The sequence below is a fragment of the Pseudomonas artemisiae genome, assembly GCF_057128685.1.
In genome coordinates this window covers 1-16,658 of sequence record NZ_JBSKHS010000027.1, presented here as the reverse complement: position 1 = coordinate 16,658, position 16,658 = coordinate 1, and the positions used below count along the sequence as shown (strand labels likewise).

The 16,658-nt window shown below is 60.4% G+C and carries 18 protein-coding genes and 1 other RNA gene; 8 read left to right on the top strand and 11 right to left on the bottom strand.

Annotated features, from left to right (window positions below):
• The first annotated feature begins 58 nt into the window (after positions 1–58).
• The gene (locus ACWKV4_RS20230) at positions 59–1,828 is read left to right on the top strand and encodes a GspE/PulE family protein (RefSeq protein WP_483833984.1); all 1,770 of its coding nucleotides are present in this window, start codon (positions 59–61) and stop codon (positions 1,826–1,828) included.
• Between the two features lie 87 nt (positions 1,829–1,915).
• Positions 1,916–2,230 carry a DUF2388 domain-containing protein gene (locus ACWKV4_RS20225; RefSeq protein ID WP_483833985.1) on the top strand — a complete coding sequence of 105 codons (315 nt, stop codon included), beginning with the start codon at positions 1,916–1,918 and terminating at the stop codon, positions 2,228–2,230.
• A gap of 84 nt (positions 2,231–2,314) precedes the next feature.
• Here the strand turns inward: ACWKV4_RS20225 and gcvH are convergent, their stop codons facing one another.
• The 6 genes from gcvH to ACWKV4_RS20195 form a co-directional block, all read right to left on the bottom strand.
• Positions 2,315–2,698 (bottom strand): glycine cleavage system protein GcvH, encoded by a 384-nt coding sequence (gene gcvH / locus ACWKV4_RS20220; RefSeq protein ID WP_483833986.1) that lies wholly within the window; start codon positions 2,696–2,698, stop codon positions 2,315–2,317.
• Between the two features lie 44 nt (positions 2,699–2,742).
• Positions 2,743–3,822: a glycine cleavage system aminomethyltransferase GcvT gene (gene gcvT / locus ACWKV4_RS20215; protein ID WP_483833987.1), complete on the bottom strand. Its 1,080-nt coding sequence runs from the start codon at positions 3,820–3,822 to the stop codon at positions 2,743–2,745.
• A 96-nt stretch (positions 3,823–3,918) separates the two neighbouring features.
• Positions 3,919–5,157, bottom strand: a complete 1,239-nt coding sequence (locus tag ACWKV4_RS20210; RefSeq protein WP_483833988.1) for a 2-octaprenyl-3-methyl-6-methoxy-1,4-benzoquinol hydroxylase — start codon at positions 5,155–5,157, stop codon at positions 3,919–3,921.
• A 29-nt stretch (positions 5,158–5,186) separates the two neighbouring features.
• A complete protein-coding gene (gene ubiH / locus ACWKV4_RS20205; protein ID WP_483833989.1) occupies positions 5,187–6,386 on the bottom strand; it encodes a 2-octaprenyl-6-methoxyphenyl hydroxylase in 1,200 nt (399 codons plus the stop codon).
• Positions 6,383–7,717, bottom strand: a complete 1,335-nt coding sequence (pepP, locus tag ACWKV4_RS20200; protein ID WP_483833990.1) for a Xaa-Pro aminopeptidase — start codon at positions 7,715–7,717, stop codon at positions 6,383–6,385. Before pepP ends, ubiH begins: the two co-directional genes overlap by 4 nt.
• Positions 7,718–7,738: 21 nt before the next feature.
• On the bottom strand, positions 7,739–8,293 hold the full coding sequence (locus tag ACWKV4_RS20195; RefSeq protein ID WP_483833991.1) for a YecA/YgfB family protein: 555 nt from the start codon (positions 8,291–8,293) through the stop codon (positions 7,739–7,741).
• A gap of 156 nt (positions 8,294–8,449) precedes the next feature.
• On the opposite strand from ACWKV4_RS20195, the gene ACWKV4_RS20190 reads away from it, so the two are divergent.
• From ACWKV4_RS20190 to ACWKV4_RS20170, 5 genes are all read left to right on the top strand, one after another.
• A complete protein-coding gene (locus tag ACWKV4_RS20190; protein ID WP_483833992.1) occupies positions 8,450–8,656 on the top strand; it encodes a TIGR02449 family protein in 207 nt (68 codons plus the stop codon).
• Positions 8,656–8,973 carry a cell division protein ZapA gene (gene zapA / locus ACWKV4_RS20185; RefSeq protein WP_483833993.1) on the top strand — a complete coding sequence of 106 codons (318 nt, stop codon included), beginning with the start codon at positions 8,656–8,658 and terminating at the stop codon, positions 8,971–8,973. The genes ACWKV4_RS20190 and zapA overlap by 1 nt, the downstream gene beginning before the upstream one ends.
• Before the next feature lie 32 nt (positions 8,974–9,005).
• Positions 9,006–9,184: non-coding RNA, 6S RNA (gene ssrS, locus ACWKV4_RS20180), on the top strand.
• A 61-nt stretch (positions 9,185–9,245) separates the two neighbouring features.
• Positions 9,246–9,851: a 5-formyltetrahydrofolate cyclo-ligase gene (locus ACWKV4_RS20175; protein WP_483833994.1), complete on the top strand. Its 606-nt coding sequence runs from the start codon at positions 9,246–9,248 to the stop codon at positions 9,849–9,851.
• Positions 9,852–10,219: 368 nt separating this feature from the next.
• The gene (locus ACWKV4_RS20170) at positions 10,220–10,669 is read left to right on the top strand and encodes an EVE domain-containing protein (protein ID WP_483833995.1); all 450 of its coding nucleotides are present in this window, start codon (positions 10,220–10,222) and stop codon (positions 10,667–10,669) included.
• 38 nt (positions 10,670–10,707) lie between these two features.
• On the opposite strand, the gene ACWKV4_RS20165 is transcribed toward ACWKV4_RS20170, so the two are convergent.
• The 5 genes from ACWKV4_RS20165 to ubiD all read right to left on the bottom strand — a co-directional run bounded on the left by ACWKV4_RS20165 (position 10,708) and on the right by ubiD (position 15,254).
• A complete protein-coding gene (locus ACWKV4_RS20165) occupies positions 10,708–11,379 on the bottom strand; it encodes a haloacid dehalogenase type II (RefSeq protein WP_483833996.1) in 672 nt (223 codons plus the stop codon).
• A 126-nt stretch (positions 11,380–11,505) separates the two neighbouring features.
• Positions 11,506–11,919, bottom strand: a complete 414-nt coding sequence (locus tag ACWKV4_RS20160) for a flagellar basal body-associated protein FliL (protein ID WP_483833997.1) — start codon at positions 11,917–11,919, stop codon at positions 11,506–11,508.
• 119 nt (positions 11,920–12,038) lie between these two features.
• The gene (locus tag ACWKV4_RS20155) at positions 12,039–12,734 is read right to left on the bottom strand and encodes a gamma-glutamylcyclotransferase (protein ID WP_483833998.1); all 696 of its coding nucleotides are present in this window, start codon (positions 12,732–12,734) and stop codon (positions 12,039–12,041) included.
• Between the two features lie 85 nt (positions 12,735–12,819).
• On the bottom strand, positions 12,820–13,788 hold the full coding sequence (locus tag ACWKV4_RS20150) for a CDP-6-deoxy-delta-3,4-glucoseen reductase (protein ID WP_483833999.1): 969 nt from the start codon (positions 13,786–13,788) through the stop codon (positions 12,820–12,822).
• Complete coding sequence (ubiD, locus tag ACWKV4_RS20145) at positions 13,788–15,254, bottom strand: 4-hydroxy-3-polyprenylbenzoate decarboxylase (RefSeq protein ID WP_483834000.1); 1,467 nt, start codon at positions 15,252–15,254, stop codon at positions 13,788–13,790. Before ubiD ends, ACWKV4_RS20150 begins: the two co-directional genes overlap by 1 nt.
• Positions 15,255–15,452: 198 nt before the next feature.
• Between ubiD and zapE the strand changes: the two genes are divergently transcribed.
• Positions 15,453–16,508: a cell division protein ZapE gene (gene zapE / locus ACWKV4_RS20140; RefSeq protein ID WP_483834001.1), complete on the top strand. Its 1,056-nt coding sequence runs from the start codon at positions 15,453–15,455 to the stop codon at positions 16,506–16,508.
• Positions 16,509–16,658: the final 150 nt, after the last annotated feature.

The window sequence follows — 16,658 nt, the reverse complement described above, 5'->3', positions numbered from 1 at the left end:
CCAAGGTAGGATTCCCTGGCCGGGCACGGATGCCCCTCACCTGCATAGGACGCGCAGCATGGTTATCGTTAACTCCGTCGAGCACCGCCCACTCGAACTCGCCGAGTTGCTTCAAGGGCTGGTTCGTCAACAGCGCCTATCTCCCAGCGCCGCGAAATACGCCCTCGCACGCAGGGCAGACTCGCCCAGCGGCCATCCTTTGGAATATATCGCCGGGCTTGGGCTTGAAGACCTTGCCGCGCCAGGCGAATTTCTTAAGCTGGAGCCGTTGTGCGCCTGGCTCGCGGCCGACTTGGGCTTACCCTACTTGCGGCTGGACCCACTCAAGCTCGATACCCAACTGGCAACCGGCAGCATGTCGGAAGCCTTCGCACGGCACCATCAAATCCTCGTGGTCGACGGTGATGAGCACAGCCTCACCATAGCTTGCGCCGAGCCCTTCATGCGCGCTTGGGAGGCGGACCTTGCCCATACCTGCAACAAGCGCCTGCACCGGGTAATCGCCAATCCAGTGCAGCTTCGGCGGCTGATCAGCGAGTTATTTCAGCTGGCCCAGTCCGTGCGTGGCGCCAATAGCGCCACCCTGGGCACGGGCGCAGGGGCCTCTTTCGAGCAACTGGTACAGGTTCAAGGCATTAGTGAAGCCGCCACCACGTACGATGCACCCGTGATAAAGATCGTGGACTGGCTGCTCAAATACGCGTTCGAACAAGGGGCTAGCGATATCCATATCGAGCCCAGGCGCGAACATGGAGATATCCGGCTGCGCATTGATGGCGAGCTGCGAGATGCCTATCGCCTGCCGGCACAAGTCACCCTTGCCGTTATCAGCCGGCTTAAGTCCCTAGGGCGCATGAACGTTGCGGAAAAACGCAAGCCTCAAGACGGCCGCATGAAAACGCAGCGCCCCTGCGGCGCTACCATGGAGCTGCGCCTGGCTACATTGCCGACCGCTTTCGGGGAGAAGCTGGTGATGCGTATCTTCAACCCTGCGGTACTGAGCCAGGGCCTGCCAGCCTTGGGGCTGGCGCCCAGCGATTTGCAGCGCTGGGAGGCCCTTCTCGCCCGGCCCCACGGGATCATACTGGTCACTGGGCCAACGGGTTCAGGCAAAACCACCACGCTCTATGCCAGCCTGCATCGCCTTGCCAAGCGCGGGGTCAATCTGTGCACACTGGAGGACCCGATCGAGATGGTCGAGCCTGCCTTCAACCAGATGCAAGTACGGCCCGCCATTGATTTGGGCTTTGCCGAAGGGGTGCAGGCACTGCTGCGGCAAGATCCGGACATCATCATGATCGGTGAGATACGCGACAGCCAAACCGCCAACATGGCAGTGCAGGCAGCGCTTACTGGCCACCTGGTGCTCTCTACGCTGCATACCAACGATGCCGCTGGCGCCGTTACTCGCCTACTGGAGTTGGGCGTACCCGGGTACTTGATCAGGGCCACGTTACTAGGGGTGATGGCACAACGGCTATTGAGGCTGCTATGCACAGCTTGTAAAACACCTCAAGCCGAAGTCGCGGACGCTTGGCTGGCATTGATGGGTGGCGAAGCCGACCGGCCGGCCGCAACGGTATACGAACCCCAGGGCTGTGAATTATGCGGCGGTACTGGCTATAAAGGCCGCGCGGGTATTTACGAGTTGATGGTCCTCAGCAGCCCATTAAACGCAGCCATCGGGCCCGAGTCAGACCTGGCCACCCTGCGCCGTTTGGCTTGTGAAGCCGGCATGCGCCCATTGCGCCTGGCAGCTAGCCACTTGGTAGAAACCGGGCGAACCAGTTTGTCTGAGGCCCTACGCGTAGCGCCTGCCGCGTTATAGAGGGGTTGTGACAGGGGCAACCTGGGAACTCCGCCTTTATGCAGGCGATCAAACCAGCTGAACAACACACACTCGGAGTATGCTGTCATGCGTGTCAAATACGTTGTAGCAACCCTTGCGCTGGCCTCTTTGCCGCTGGCTTCGGCCATGGCAGATCCCTTCTGGCGCAACGTACTGTCTTCAGGCGCTACTACTGGCTCTACTTACCTGACTTCCAAAGACCATAAATTGGTAGTCGCGACCCAAGACGACGCTGGCAGCTTCGTCGCCAGCAACGGTGAAATCCGTGGCCCCTATCTGGAAGCCGCCATTGCCCAGCTGCGTACTCAGAACCCTGGTATGCAGGCGTCCGACATGGACCTGGCCAATGCCATTTTGGCCAAGAATGCAGTAGCCGAGTAACGCGTTTGAAACGGTGGTGTAGCGGGTATAACAAGAGATTTTCTGTTTACCCGCCCGCCCACCAACCCGTGGATTACAACGGGTTTACTCTCCGATCACGGCCTTGTACCCGGCAGCATCCAAGAGCTTTTCAAGTTCAGTGGCGTCAGTCACCTTTAGCTTGAAGAACCACGCCTCGTAGGGTTCGCCGTTAACCAATTCCGGCTCATCGGCCAGAGTCTCGTTAACCTCGACCACCTCACCGCTGACGGGCGCATAAATGTCCGAAGCGGCCTTGACCGACTCGACTACCGCCACTTGATCCCCAGCGGTCACTGCTTTCCCAACTTCCGGCAGCTCAATGAACACAACGTCGCCCAAGGCTTCCTGAGCATGGTCGGAAATACCGACAATCACAATGCCATCGGCCTCCAAACGAGCCCATTCGTGGCTTTCGGCGTAACGAAGATCGGCGGGGATATTGCTCATGGGTTGTCCTCAAAAGGTCGACGGGGGAGTGCCACGGTTTGTGGTCAGATTAGTATTGTGCCGTGCCGCACGAAGGTGGGTTTAACCACTCGCACAGGGTACCACTTGCCACGAATTTCCACTTCAGCGCGTTCAGGGGCTGGGAGAGGGACCCGCGCCAATGCGATGGACTTGTTGAGCGTAGGTGAAAAACCTCCACTGGTAATGGCCCCTTCTTGAGTATCCAGGCGTACTACTTGATGAGCACGCAGCACGCCACGCTCTTCCATCACCAACCCCACTAGCCGGGAAGCCGGGCCGGCAACGCGTTCTGCTTCCAAAGCCCGGCGGCCGTTGAACGCTCGATCGGTAGGCTCTAGCGCCACGGTCCAACCCAGATTGGACACCAAGGGTGAGTGTGCCTCGTCCAACTCATGACCATAGAGGTTCAGCCCGGCTTCCAGCCTCAAGGTGTCGCGAGCACCGAGGCCGATGGGGGAAATTCCCGCGCCTAGCAATTCATTGAATAGCTCGCATACCTGGCTGGAGGGAAGAAATACTTCAATGCCGTCTTCGCCGGTATAGCCGGTTCGGGCGATAAACCAACCGTTGTGTTCGCCTGCCTCGAAGGGCTGCAGGTTATCGATTAAGGTAGCCCGGGCTCCACCTAGCAAGGCTGCGGTCCTTTTTCGAGCGGTAGGGCCCTGGATAGCCAGAATGGCCATGTCTGGCTGCTCGATCACTTGCACGCTGGCGCCTTGTGCGTGAGTGCGAAGCCAGGCGAGGTCTTTGTTTCGGGTCGCCGCGTTCACTACCAAACGGTACCCTTGCTCGCGCCGGTAAACGATCAGGTCATCGATAACGCCGCCTGTGAGATTGAGCATGGTGCTATACAGCGCCTGCCCTGGGCGGGCCAGTTGCTCAACGTCGTTAGCCAGCATGCGCCGCAGCCAGGGGTAGGCTTCGCGGCCCTCGATATCGACCACGGCCACATGGGACACGTCGAACACGCCGCATCCCTGGCGTACCTCGTGGTGTTCCTCCACCTGTGAGCCGTAGTGCAGTGGCATTTCCCAACCGCTAAAATCGACCATCTTGGCGCCTAGGGCCACGTGTTGATCGTACAGCGGCGTGCGCAGTCCCATGGGGTTCTCCTTCCCAGCGCTCCGAATGCGGCGCATTGTAGCCTTCATCCCGCACCCTGACACCCTGGCACCTCCGCCAGTGCCCAACTCCCAAGGCTAATGCGAAGGATCGATAACCTGTGCCAAGGCTGGCAGGTCCCCGCTCAGGCCCAGCGCCTGCCGCACGAACAGGGCCTTGGCATCGGGCAGCCCTTCGACCAGTGACAGGCCTGTATTGCGAAGCCAGCGCAGGGGCAAGGGGTCGGCCTGGAACAGCCGCTCGAACCCTTCCATGGCCGCCATCAGGGCCAGGTTGTGGGGCATGCGCCGCCGTTCGTATCGGCTGAGCACACGCACGCTGGCCAAAGGCTCACCCCGCTGATGCGCTCGTAGCAGCACCTCGGCCAACACGGCGGCGTCCAGCAGCCCCAAATTGACACCCTGCCCGGCCAACGGATGGATGGTATGCGCCGCATCGCCGATCAACGCTAAACCAGGCTCTACATAGCGCTTGGCGTGACGCTGACGCAGGGGAATGCAAAGGCGAGGATCGGCGGCCAATACTGGGCCCAGTCGATACTCGAAGGCAGCGCCCAGCGCGGCGCAGAACGCGGGGGTATCCAGCGCCATCAAGTGCTTGGCTTGCTCAGGCGTAGTAGACCACACAATGGAAGACCAATGCTCTGGGCCGCCGCCCTGCAAAGGCAAAAAGGCCAAGGGGCCATCATCACTGAAACGTTGCCAGGCCGTAGCGCGGTTGCTGTACTGGGTTTGAACGCTGGTCACGATGGCGTGGTGCAGGTAATCCCACTCCCGCGTTTCGCAACCGGCCAACCGGCGGATCGCCGAATGAGCACCGTCGGCGGCAACCACTAAAGGGGTACGCACTTGGGTGCCGTCTACCAGGCTGAGCAGGCGGTCGTTCCCGGAATGGCGGATCTGTTCTACCCGCGCACCGCTCAGCAGGTGGGTATCCCCTTCGCGCAATGCCTGGATCAAGGCATCTTGCACTACGCTGTTTTCCACAATGTGGCCCAGCACCAGAGCATGCACATTGGCCGCGCTGAAATGCACCGCCCCGGTACCGCTACCGTCCCACACCTGCATATCAGTGTATGGGCTCACCCGCTGTGCTTGCATGGTGGGCCAAACGCCCAGGCGCTGGAATATCCGCTGGCTGGCTGCGGACAATGCGCTGACCCGAGGCTCGAACGCCGCCTTCGGGTCGAATGATCGAGCCCGCAGGTCGCCGCCATCAATGACCATAACCTTCAGGCCGCTGCCTGCCAACGCCAAGGCCAGGGTGCTGCCGACCATGCCTGCGCCGACAATGGCCAGGTCTGCTGTTACTTCCATGGGCTGACTGCCTTTAGTGGATTGCACGCTTACTGACCTCCCTGGGACCCGGCACCGCTACCCAAACCCATGGCTTGACGGGCGAACCAGTGGCGGGCGGGCGGGAACAGGTCTAGCCCCAGCAAGCCCAGGTTGCGCCCGTGGGCTACCCAGCGGCCTGGCTGGGAAAACAATCGGGTCACTTGATCAGAAAACCCTACGGTCCACTGCTGGTCACGCTGCTGCGCGGCGAGGTAATCGCGCAGGTTACTTAAAGCGCCGGGTGCCTCATCGCTGGCGCGCAACGCCTGTGCCAGGGCCTGAACGTCCCGCAACGACAGGTTGAAACCCTGCCCGGCAATGGGGTGCAGGCTGTGAGCAGCGTTCCCCAACAGCACCAGGTTAGGCCGCACTTGCTCGCGTGCCTCGGTCAGCGCCAGAGGGTACAGGCTGCGCGCGCCCACTTGCCGTAGGCTGCCTAGGCGGTAGCCGAAGCTGCGTTGCAACTGTGCCAGAAAGGCCGCGTCGGGCAGGCTTCTCAAGGCTTCGGCCTCGGCAGGCTTGCGCGTCCACACCAGCGCGCAGCGACTATCGGCCAAGGGCAGCAACGCTAATGGGCCCTCGTCGGTGAAACGCTCGAAGGCCTGGCCCCCGTGGGGCTGGTCGAAGCTTACATTGGCGATCAGCGCGGTTTGATCATAGGTACGCAGGTTCACGTCTACGCCCAGCTGCGCCCGCAGGCCAGAGCGCCCACCGTCGGCCAGTACCGCCAGGCCACAATCCAGTTGGCTTTCATCGGCGAGGGTAAGCCTGTACCCGCCGGCCTCGGCGCTCATGGCCACCACTTCGGCTGGGCAACGACGGCTGACCACCGAGGCATCCAGGGCAGCCCATAGGCATTGCCCCAGCCAGGCATTCTCTACCACATAGCCCAAGGCGGGCACGCCCTCTTGAGCGGCGTCCAGCAGGGTGGCACCAAAACGGCCCCGATCGGATACATGAATCTGGCGAATCGGTTCGGCGCGCTGGGCGATAGGCGCCCATACGCCCAAGTGTTCGTAAATCAGCCGCGTGCCGTAGGACAACGCCGAACTACGCGCATCGTAGCTGGGCTGGTAAGCCTGCCCAGGGGCGAAAGGCTCGATCAGCAAGATATGCCAGCCACGCTCACGGGCCAGGGGCTGCAACGCCAGCGCCAGGCTAGCGCCCACCAGCCCTCCACCGATGATCGCGATTTCGTAACGGGTCATGCCAAAGCCTCCCGGGCAGAGGCCATCAGGGCTTCGATTTCATCCACGTCCTTAGGAACGCCAGCGGTAATAATTTCGCAACCGGTACGGGTGACGACAACGTCATCCTCGATGCGCACGCCGATGCCTCGCCACTTCTTGGGTATCTGCTCATTTTGCGGCGAGATGTAAATGCCTGGCTCGACCGTTAGCGCCATGCCCGCCTCCAGCACTCGCCACTCGCCGCCCACCTTGTACTCCCCCACGTCATGCACATCCAGCCCCAGCCAGTGGCCAGCGCGGTGCATGTAGAAAGCACGATGGGCCTCGGCCGCGATGAGTTCATCCACATCGCCCAGCAGCAGGCCAAGGCGCACCAGCCCTTCGGTGATCACTCGCACGGTGGCTTCGTGGGCCTGGTTCCAATGCTTGCCTGGCGCAATCTGAGCGAACGCCGCTTGCTGGGCCTCCAGCACGATCTCATAAATGGCCCGTTGCTCAGGCGAGAAGGTTCCATTGACGGGAAAGGTGCGGGTGATGTCACTGGCATAGCAGTCGAGTTCGCAGCCCGCGTCTATTAGTACCAGGTCACCGTCACGCAGCGGGGCGGTGTTTTCCTGGTAATGCAAAATGCAGGTATTCCGGCCAGCGGCCACGATGGAACCATAGGCCGTCAAGCGCGCGCCGCCACGGCGGAATTCATAATCAAGCTCGGCTTCGAGGCTGTATTCATGCAACCCAGGGCGGGCGGCTTGCATCGCGCGCGCGTGGGCCCGGGCAGAAATCGCCGCCGCCTCCCGCATGACCTTGACCTCCGCGGCGGATTTGTACAGCCGCATGTCGTGGAGCAGATGGTCCAGCGCCACGAATTCTTTAGGTGGCTGCGCACCCAGGTTGGCCTTCGAGCGAATCTGATTCACCCACTCCATCAGGTGCCGGTCGAATTCGGGATGGCTACCCATGGCCGTATACACACGGTCACGCCCTTCGATCAGCCCCGGTAAAATGTCGTCGATGTCGGTGATAGGAAAGGCATCGTCGGCGCCGTAGTCACGAATCGCCCCTTCCTGCCCTGCCCGCAGGCCATCCCACAACTCGCGCTGCGGGTCCCGCTCCCGGCAAAACAGTACATATTCGCCATGCTCTCGCCCTGGAATAAGCGCGATAACTGCCTCCGGCTCACCAAAGCCGCTCAAGTACTGGAAGTCACTGTCCTGGCGGTAGGCATGTTCAACGTCACGGTTACGAATAGTCACCGTGGCGGCGGGCAGGATCGCGATGCTATTGGGCACCATCTGAGCCATCAGGGCCTTGCGCCGACGGGCATATTCGGACTTGGGAATCTGGACCATGCGGCGCGGCTCCGGTGACGATCAGTGCAGGGAAGGCTTGGGCGCAGGCTCGGTAGGCTTGGCAAGCTCGGAGTAAAGCAGCAGCGGGGCCACACGCATGTACTCCATCACTTCCATGTAGTCGGTTTCGCCGTCTTCGGACTCCTCCAGCGCATCCTGTACCTGGGCGATAGCGGCCAGGTCTTGGAGCACTTCCTTGGCCTCCTGGCTGAGCGAGGCGCCACCGGCGGCCAGACCGAACCCGGTAAGGAAACCCTGGCACCATTGGCCCAAGGCGACTGCCCGTTCGGTCAGGGGAAGGTCGTCACTTGGGAGCAGCAAGACCACGGTCACATCCGTGCTGGTGAGCTCGGCCTTGACCATTTCCTGTAGGCCTACCAGCGCCTGGCGAACGTTGCCATCAGCGGGCGCGCCCAGCACCTCGACGGCGTCTTCCAGCCAGGGGGCAAGGTCGAAACCGGCACCGGCGCAGCTACGGCCCAGCAACAGGCCATGCAATTCGGCGGGGGACACTGGGTAGCCATTGTCAGCGAGCAAGGCGGCGAAAGCGGTATACGGCGAACTAGGGTTGGGCATAGGCGGCTAGGCGCCGAGCGGCGCAATGTCTAGAATGAAGGCTTCGTATCCTACACCGGCAGGTACGCCAAGACCATCGACGCAACCGCCGGCCCGCGTTGTGGCCTGCTTTCGCTCACACACGCCCCATTACCAGGACATCGTAGCCGCCCACCCATGGAACAGAATGACCTGCAAGCGCTGATGGGCAAGATCGAATTACTGATCGAACGCGTCGAGCACCTGAATCGCCAAAACGCCCTCCTCCTCGCCCAGGAAAGAACCTGGCGGGAGGAACGTGCCTACCTTATCGAGAAAAACGAAGTCGCCCGCCGCAAGGTTGAGTCGATGATCGTGCGCCTCAAGGCCCTGGAGCAAGACTGATGAGTTCGAGCAATAGCGTCACCGTGCATATCCTGGACAAGGAGTACTCGATCATGTGTCCACCCGAGGAGCGTGGCAACCTGATCAGCGCCGCGCGCTACCTGGATGGCAAGATGCGGGACATCCGCAGTGGCGGCAAAGTCATCGGCGCCGACCGGATCGCCGTAATGGCGGCGCTGAACATCACTCACGATTTGTTGCACCGCAAGGAAGCCAGCGAAGCCCAGCCCAGCGGCGCCACCCGTGAACAGGTACGCAACCTGCTGGAGCGGGTCGATCTGGCCCTTGCCACTAGTCAGGTGGCCACCAAGGGCTGATTAGCACGTATGGTTTGGGGTATACTCGGTCCCGCTCCCTGGAGTGCGCGCCAGTCGGTCATGTCCCTGAGCCGATACGCACAACCACGGAAGTTGCACGTTGGGGCTGGTGTGCATGTCCGCTCGACGGAAAGCCTAAAAGCCTCCTGCAATCTCCACCTTGAACTTTCGGGTTCAAGGGCTACACCGACAGCGGTTCGTCGGGGAGCACCCTTCTTTGCCCCTGCCTTGGGGCATCACGGGCTCCCGCGCCTTACCTGGAGCCTGCTCGCATGATCGAAGCATCCAACCTCAGCCGCGCCCAATTGCGCAAAACCCTGCGTCAAACACGCAAGGCCTTGCCGCTTGCCCAACAGCGGGCCGCCGCGCGCGGCCTGTACCGGCAACTCAGCCAACACCCTTCGTTCCGCCGAGCGCGCAGCATTGCGCTGTACCTGCCCAACGACGGCGAAATCGACCCCCGGCCCTTGCTGCGCTGCGCGCAGAAACGCGGTAAGCACACCTATTTGCCTGTACTGAGCGCGTGGCCGCGAACCAAGATGGTATTCCAGCGCGTGCGCTCGGGAGACCGCTTGCGCGCCAATCGCTTTCGAATTGCCGAGCCAATCAAGCGCGTGCGTCAGCAGCGACGGGTATGGACATTGGACTTGGTGTTATTGCCCTTGGTAGGGTTCGACGACGTCGGCAATCGCCTGGGCATGGGCGGCGGCTTTTATGACCGCAGCCTGGCCTACCGTGCGCGGCGCACTACCTGGTTCAAACCAACCCTGCTGGGCCTGGCACATGAGTGTCAGAAAGTGGACCGGTTGGAACAGGCCGGGTGGGATGTGCCCCTAAACGGCACGGTCACGGATAAGCGGTGGTACATAGCGCGCTAAAAAAGCCAAGATGTTTCGCGTACATGAGGCTTAGCGTAAAGGTACCGCGTAATTGGCTTGCACAGGCTCGCTGTCGACGCGGTCCCAAAAACTTTGCGCGTAGCCGGTAGTGACTACACCCAAGCCAAACAGGAACACGAGCACCCATAGCAGATCTGGTTTTTTACCCCGCATTATTGGCCCCCCACAGGCACCCGGTATACACATGAATGATGGCTTAAGGCCCTGTGTATTGGGGCCTTGGCTTAAAATGCGCGCATTCTCCGACAGCTTTCGGTCACATGCAAACGCTGATTGCAACGCCTTGTCGGGTAGCGCAATGCTGTAACACTTCCCTGTGATTAGAACCTCAAAGGACGCCCTGCCCCATGGCCTACTGGCTGATGAAATCCGAGCCCGATGAACTCTCTATCACCGACCTGGCCCAACAAGGCGGCGCTCGCTGGGATGGCGTGCGCAACTATCAGGCACGCAATTTCATTAGGACCATGCAACCAGGTGACCTGTTCTTTTTCTATCACTCCAGCTGCCCGGAGCCAGGTATTGCCGGCATCGCCCGCATCGACAGCCAACCCTATCCCGACCCTGCCGCCCTTGACCCTCAAAGCCCTTATCACGACCCCAAAGCCACCGAAGACAAAAACCCCTGGCTGGCCTTAGACGTTACCTTCGAAAAGGCATTCACTCAGGTACTGAGCTTGGGCCTGCTAAAACAACAAGCCGCTTTGGAAGCGTTGGCATTGGTTAAGAAGGGTAGTCGACTTTCCGTAATGCCGGTCACCGATGCGCAATGGGCGGCTGTGTTGGGGTTGGGGTAGAGAGGCAACCTGTGGAGTACGTCGATAAACCCAGCGTTTCAGCCTTTGCCTTCAACAATCTGCCTGGCTACGTGACCAAGATCTGTCCCACTTAGATCCGGCTGTATCCCAACCGGATTGAGCACCTTCCCAGGGCGCTCAACAAATGCCGTTCGGCAGCCGGCATGAGCGGCCCCGGCGATATCCCACGCGTGGGCGGCGACCATGATCATTTGTTTCGTGGTGATGCCCAAGCGCTGGGCGACCATTTGATAGGCTTCGCGTGCTGGTTTGAACTGCTTGATTTCGCCAGCCGACATAATGTGGTCGAAGCAATCAGTCAAACCAGCGCACGCGAGCTGCTGCTGCACGGCATCCAGCGCACCGTTGCTCAATGCAATGAGTGTATAGCCGTTGGCTTTCAACAGTTGTAGGGCTTGGCGCACGTCCTTGTGGGGTGGCAGAGATTTGAGCCCTTCGGCCAGCGCGTGGCAGTCGCCGTCGCTTACCTTTACTTGATGCCGCAAGCCCACCATCTTTAACGCACCCTGGCCCAATTCGCTAAAAGCCTGGTACTGCCCCGTTATGGTGTTGGTCATCCAACACTCTTCTAGGGTGAGAAACCATTCAGCGCGCAAGCGGCTTTCACCAAACACCCTTTCAAAGAAAGGGTCCAGACTGGCAAGGTCTAGTAGCGTTTCGTTTACGTCAAAAACCACAGGGTGTCGCATACCAATGCGCTCGCTTATAGAAAGGGCTTAGGTAGGTTGAGAGAGCCTAGGCTTTTAGAGGTTCAGGGCGACTTTGCAACAGCCCGGCGTATAAGCCAGGCCGTGACATAACAGCAGGTTGTTGTATCACTGCACAATCAAGTTATTGAACAGCAAATCCTCGACCACAGGCTTGCCTTCTTCGTTGCTAAGCACCTGTTGGGTTTGTTTGAGCGCTTCTTGACGCAATGCCTCTTTGGCTTGGCCGTTACTCAGGGAGTCTAGGGTTTGCTGGTTAAACAGCTGCACCAGCTGGTTACGGATCAGTGGCTCGTGGTGTTTCAGAGCTGCCTGGGCCTCCGGGCCGGTGACCTTAAAAGCAATATCCGCTTTATACACATGCAGGCGCGGGCCGCCGTCCATGCCGTAGTTACCGACCAGGGGCGGGCTAAGGGAGTAATACACTACTTTAGGCGGCCCTTCCGCGGCTTCACCACCTTCGTTCGCCTGAGCCGCGAAGGGTATGCAGGCGGCCAGCAATATAGCGATCCAGGGTTTCACAAATTCTTTCCTCATTCAGATGCCCGGCCGGGGGGCTTGCTTAGGCTTATCGGCCAGTACTGGAAAAGGAATAGCCCATAACGGCCGGATTGTGCAAAGCCTAGGGTCGCACCCTGCATTCAGATGGCAAGGTTAGGCAGCAACTCAGACGGAATAGCGCTGGCGGGCGTAAGTGACAGCTCCAGCCACCGTTTGAAGCGGGCTTCAAGGTTACGGTCGGGCATGGCATGGGAACGTAAGGCCGTGATGGTCTGCTCCACATAGTCACGACAGGTACCCGAGCGGCCACAAGCGCTGGCCAACACTTGCACCAAGAGGTCATCTGGCAGATTGCCAGCATAGGTAGGCAGGTGCCGTTCCAGCACGAACCCCAAGGCTTGGACCTTGCTGCCGTCCTCTAGCTTGCACTTGAGCCAATGCGGCCGGTACGAAGGGTATGGCATCTCACGCTTCCACAAAGCCATCAAGGAAGCTTGCAGGTTGTCTTCAGGCAGGCGATAAGCGAAGCCAGTGCAGGAGCCACCTCGGTCCAGGCCGAACACCAGCCCCGGGTTTTGAGGCGTGCCGCGGTGCTCTTGGCTCCATAGGTAAAGCCCTCGGTGATAGCCATGCACCCGCGCACGCACTCTCTCCACGCTGCTACATTCGGGGCGCCAGATCAATGAGCCATAAGCGAACAGCCACACAGGCCCACCCCGGTGACGCGCCATGGTTTCGGCCAAGGAACAGGCAAGCTGCTCATCGCTCAACTGAAGCGTGTCGAGTATCGGCGGGTACGCCAGCGGCTTAATGGGAGCTGGTTCGATCACGGACATGTTGGGGTACCCCGGTGTCACGAAAGCTTCGCCGCCACTCTAACCGAAGCCTGTCGCATCCGGAGCTACCGGTTATCGCGAGGGCTCAAGACCGCGGTGCGTACGCGAATACATCAGCGCGCATTTGATGGGCATCCATCCCCGCCTCCACAAGGGCGTCCAAGGTGGCATACACCATGCCAGGGGAGCCACTGGCATACACATGAACACTTGAAAGGTCTTCGATATCTTCCCGCACGGCTTCGTGCAGCAGGCCACAGCGCCCCTCCCAGCCACACAGGTCGCTCACCACTTGGTGCAGGAACAGATTCGGCAACTGCTTCCACTCCTCCCAGTGTTGCAACTGATAGAAATCACTGGGCTGACGCACGCCCCAGTACAGATGAACAGGATGACTGAAACCTTGCGCTCGGCAATGCTCGATCAGGCTGTGCATCTGCGCCATGCCAGTGCCAGCGGCGATGAGCACCAGTGGGCCGTCGGGCAGTTCCGCCAAGTGCGCGTCGCCGTAGGGCAGCTCTATGCGAGCCATACCCTCGCGGCGAAGCTGGTCCAGCAAATTCAGGGCGCTTTCTTCGCGGCCCAGGATATGCAGCTCCAAATCGCGACCATCGTGGGGCGCGGAGGCTAAAGAGAAGGCCGCCTTGTCGGTGCCGTCCCGTTCGATCAGCATGTATTGGCCCGCGTGGTAGCGTGGCGGCTTGCCGGCTGGGGCTCGCAGTTTCACCCGCCACACATCGCCACCCATGTCGGCGCATTCGATCAGTTGGCAAGCAAAGGCCCGCACGGGCAGCTCGCCGCGAGACAGCACACCATCCCATAGCAGCTCGCAATCAGTCAGCGGCTCGGCCATGCAGGTGTAGAGCTCACCGTGATCCCGCTCCTGGCCTTCCTGCAGAACCCGGCCCTCCACCAGCAAGGCCGTGCATACATGGCAGTTGCCATTACGGCAGCTGTGAGGGCATTCATACCCCAACCGCCGGGCCGCATCGAGAATTTTCTCCCCTGGCTGTACTTCCAGTACGGCGCCCGAAGGTTGCAAGGTCACGCGCATCAGTCTATTCCCAACTGGTTCCAGAGTTCATCCACGCGGCGGGTGATGGCCGGGTCCTTTTCGATTACGCGGCCCCACTCACGGGTGGTTTCACCGGGCCACTTATGGGTGGCATCCAGGCCCATCTTCGAGCCCAGCCCAGAGACGGGCGAGGCGAAGTCCAGGTAATCGATGGGGGTATTGTCGATCATCACCGTGTCCCGTTTGGGGTCCATACGGGTAGTCACCGCCCAGATCACATCGTTCCAGTCGCGGGCATTAATATCATCGTCGGTCACGATCACGAACTTGGTGTACATGAACTGTCGCAGGAATGACCACACACCCAGCATTACCCGCTTGGCATGGCCGGGGTATTGTTTCTTGATGGTCACCACCGCCATGCGGTAGGAACAGCCTTCCGGTGGCAGGTAGAAGTCCACGATTTCGGGAAACTGCTTCTGCAGGATAGGCACGAACACTTCGTTCAGCGCCACGCCCAAAATCGCCGGCTCATCCGGCGGCCGGCCGGTATAGGTGCTGTGGTAAATGGGCTGGGTGCGGTGGGTGATACGCTGTACCGTGAAGACCGGGAAACGGTCCACTTCGTTGTAGTACCCAGTGTGGTCCCCATAAGGGCCCTCGTCGGCCAGTTCACCTGGATGGATCACCCCTTCCAGTACAATTTCCGCGCTGGCCGGGACTTGCAGGTTGTTGCCGCGGCATTTGATCAACTCGGTACGATGGCCACGCAGCAAGCCCGCGAAGGCGTACTCGGAGAGGCTGTCGGGCACTGGCGTTACCGCGCCGAGGATGGTTGCCGGGTCCGCGCCCAGTGCAACAGCCACCGGGAAGGGTTCGCCGGGGTGCTTTTCACACCACTCACGGTAATCCAGGGCGCCGCCCCTGTGGCTGAGCCAGCGCATGATGACCTTGTTGCGGCCAATCACCTGCTGCCGGTAGATGCCCAGGTTCTGCCGCTCTTTGTTCGGCCCGCGGGTCACGGTAAGGCCCCAGGTGATTAACGGCGCTACGTCGCCCGGCCAGCAGTGCTGGACCGGCAACTGGCTCAGGTCCACGTCGTCGCCTTCTACCACGACTTCCTGGCAGGGCGCATCCTTGAGCACCTTGGGGGCCATGGAAATGATTTTCTTGAAGATGGGCAACTTCGACCAGGCATCCTTTAGCCCCTTGGGTGGCTCGGGCTCTTTGAGGAACGCCAGCAGCTTGCCGATCTCCCGCAGCTCGCTCACGCTTTCAGCGCCCATGCCCAGCGCCACTCGGCCGGGGGTCCCGAACAAGTTGCCCAACACGGGAATATCGAAACCTGTGGGCTTTTCGAACAGCAACGCAGGGCCTTGCTTGCGCAGCGTGCGGTCGCAGATTTCGGTCATTTCCAGCACCGGCGATACCGGCACCGTGACGCGTTTGAGTTCGCCGCGCTGTTCCAGCTGCCGCACGAAGTCTCGCAGATCCTTGAATTCCATTGCCCAAGTCACATCGCAAAATAGACCCCTAGCTTACCTGCTCTACCAGGGGTGTGGGCAATTCCCGCGCAGCAATGCTAGCCGCCTGAGCTGGAAAAAAGCCTGGTGCCTGATATAACGCCAAAGTGCTGGTGGCGTTGGCCGATCGGCTTTAATGTTTGACCCTGCCTAATCAGCCTGGCCTGCAGTGGAAATGGCATGAAACACTACCCCGCGCATGAAATGGTCACTGCCCTCAAAGGGGCCGCGGCCGCCAAAGGCTATAGCCTCGATACCCACCAGTTGGCCGCTGCACAACGCCTTGGGGAAATGGCGCAGGCGTTGCTCCACCCTTCGTTGTTCATGCAACTGGGGCACCGTACGCCTCGCAGCCTGTACCTCTGGGGGCCAGTGGGCCGTGGCAAGAGCTTCTTGGTGGATGCGTTCTTTGCGGCCATTCCCCTACAACACAAGCGCCGCGTGCATTTTCATGCGTTTTTCCGTGAGCTGCACCAACGGCTGTTCGATCATGCAGCTAGCGGCGCGGCGATGGCTAACGCGCTCGACAGCCTGTTGGGTGAGTGCCGGCTGCTTTGCTTCGATGAATTTCACCTGCACGACATCGGCGATGCGATGCTTATCAGCCGCCTGTTCACAGCTTTGTTCAAGCGCCATTGCGTGCTGGTGCTTACCTCTAACTACCCACCTCAGGGGCTGTTGCCCAATCCTCTCTACCACGAGCGTTTTTTGCCGACCATCGAGTTGATCGAGCAACATATGGATATCCGGGCTCTGGCGGGAGAGATGGATTATCGAACCGGCAACAACGCCTCGGCCGATGCCTTTAACGAAGGAGCCTTTATCAGCCCTGGAGACCCTGAACAGCGGCAACGGCTTGGCTTACCCACGCAGCTCGTGACTACCGGGACTATTAACGTCAATGGTCGTACCCTCAAGGGGCTGGCCCTGGATGCCTGCACGCTGTATTTCCGTTTCGCCGACTTGTGCGAAGCCCCCTCGGCAAGCATCGACTACCTCGCATTGGTCGAGTGCTACGACCACTGGGTACTGGACGACATGCCTCGCCTCTCCAGCGCCAGCGCCGCTGGCCAGCAGCGTTTTTTGAACCTGATTGATGTGCTGTATGACAAGCGCTGCACGTTGTTTCTGATCAGCGCCTTGCCGTTCGCCGAGGTGATGGATGACTGCGAAGTGGGGGACCTGGCGCGCACCCGCAGCCGTCTGAGCCAGTTGCGTGGGTCGCAAGCTAGGTAAGAAAAGGGGTAAAAGCGATTCGCAAGGGAGGCGAAACAGTTCGCCAGCGAGTGCTGGCTCCTACCTTCACAAAAGTGTGAACTGCGCCCCAAAACCTGGACAGTGATCGTTAAGCCGTTTGAGCCTGGGCCCTGTACGCTACAGGGCTTA

Excerpts from the sequence above, each read along its gene's own strand:
- ACWKV4_RS20190 (WP_483833992.1), top strand. The coding sequence starts at position 8,450 with ATGGAACAGAATGACCTGCAAGCGCTGATGGGCAAGATCGAATTACTG.
- pepP (WP_483833990.1), bottom strand. The coding sequence starts at position 7,717 with ATGGTCCAGATTCCCAAGTCCGAATATGCCCGTCGGCGCAAGGCCCTG.
- ACWKV4_RS20230 (WP_483833984.1), top strand. The coding sequence starts at position 59 with ATGGTTATCGTTAACTCCGTCGAGCACCGCCCACTCGAACTCGCCGAG.
- ubiH (WP_483833989.1), bottom strand. The coding sequence starts at position 6,386 with ATGACCCGTTACGAAATCGCGATCATCGGTGGAGGGCTGGTGGGCGCT.
- ACWKV4_RS20165 (WP_483833996.1), bottom strand. The coding sequence starts at position 11,379 with ATGCGACACCCTGTGGTTTTTGACGTAAACGAAACGCTACTAGACCTT.
- ACWKV4_RS20155 (WP_483833998.1), bottom strand. The coding sequence starts at position 12,734 with ATGTCCGTGATCGAACCAGCTCCCATTAAGCCGCTGGCGTACCCGCCG.
- ubiD (WP_483834000.1), bottom strand. The coding sequence starts at position 15,254 with ATGGAATTCAAGGATCTGCGAGACTTCGTGCGGCAGCTGGAACAGCGC.
- zapA (WP_483833993.1), top strand. The coding sequence starts at position 8,656 with ATGAGTTCGAGCAATAGCGTCACCGTGCATATCCTGGACAAGGAGTAC.
- ACWKV4_RS20195 (WP_483833991.1), bottom strand. The coding sequence starts at position 8,293 with ATGCCCAACCCTAGTTCGCCGTATACCGCTTTCGCCGCCTTGCTCGCT.
- zapE (WP_483834001.1), top strand. The coding sequence starts at position 15,453 with ATGAAACACTACCCCGCGCATGAAATGGTCACTGCCCTCAAAGGGGCC.
- ACWKV4_RS20210 (WP_483833988.1), bottom strand. The coding sequence starts at position 5,157 with ATGGAAGTAACAGCAGACCTGGCCATTGTCGGCGCAGGCATGGTCGGC.
- ACWKV4_RS20170 (WP_483833995.1), top strand. The coding sequence starts at position 10,220 with ATGGCCTACTGGCTGATGAAATCCGAGCCCGATGAACTCTCTATCACC.
- gcvT (WP_483833987.1), bottom strand. The coding sequence starts at position 3,822 with ATGGGACTGCGCACGCCGCTGTACGATCAACACGTGGCCCTAGGCGCC.
- ACWKV4_RS20175 (WP_483833994.1), top strand. The coding sequence starts at position 9,246 with ATGATCGAAGCATCCAACCTCAGCCGCGCCCAATTGCGCAAAACCCTG.
- ACWKV4_RS20150 (WP_483833999.1), bottom strand. The coding sequence starts at position 13,788 with ATGCGCGTGACCTTGCAACCTTCGGGCGCCGTACTGGAAGTACAGCCA.
- ACWKV4_RS20225 (WP_483833985.1), top strand. The coding sequence starts at position 1,916 with ATGCGTGTCAAATACGTTGTAGCAACCCTTGCGCTGGCCTCTTTGCCG.
- gcvH (WP_483833986.1), bottom strand. The coding sequence starts at position 2,698 with ATGAGCAATATCCCCGCCGATCTTCGTTACGCCGAAAGCCACGAATGG.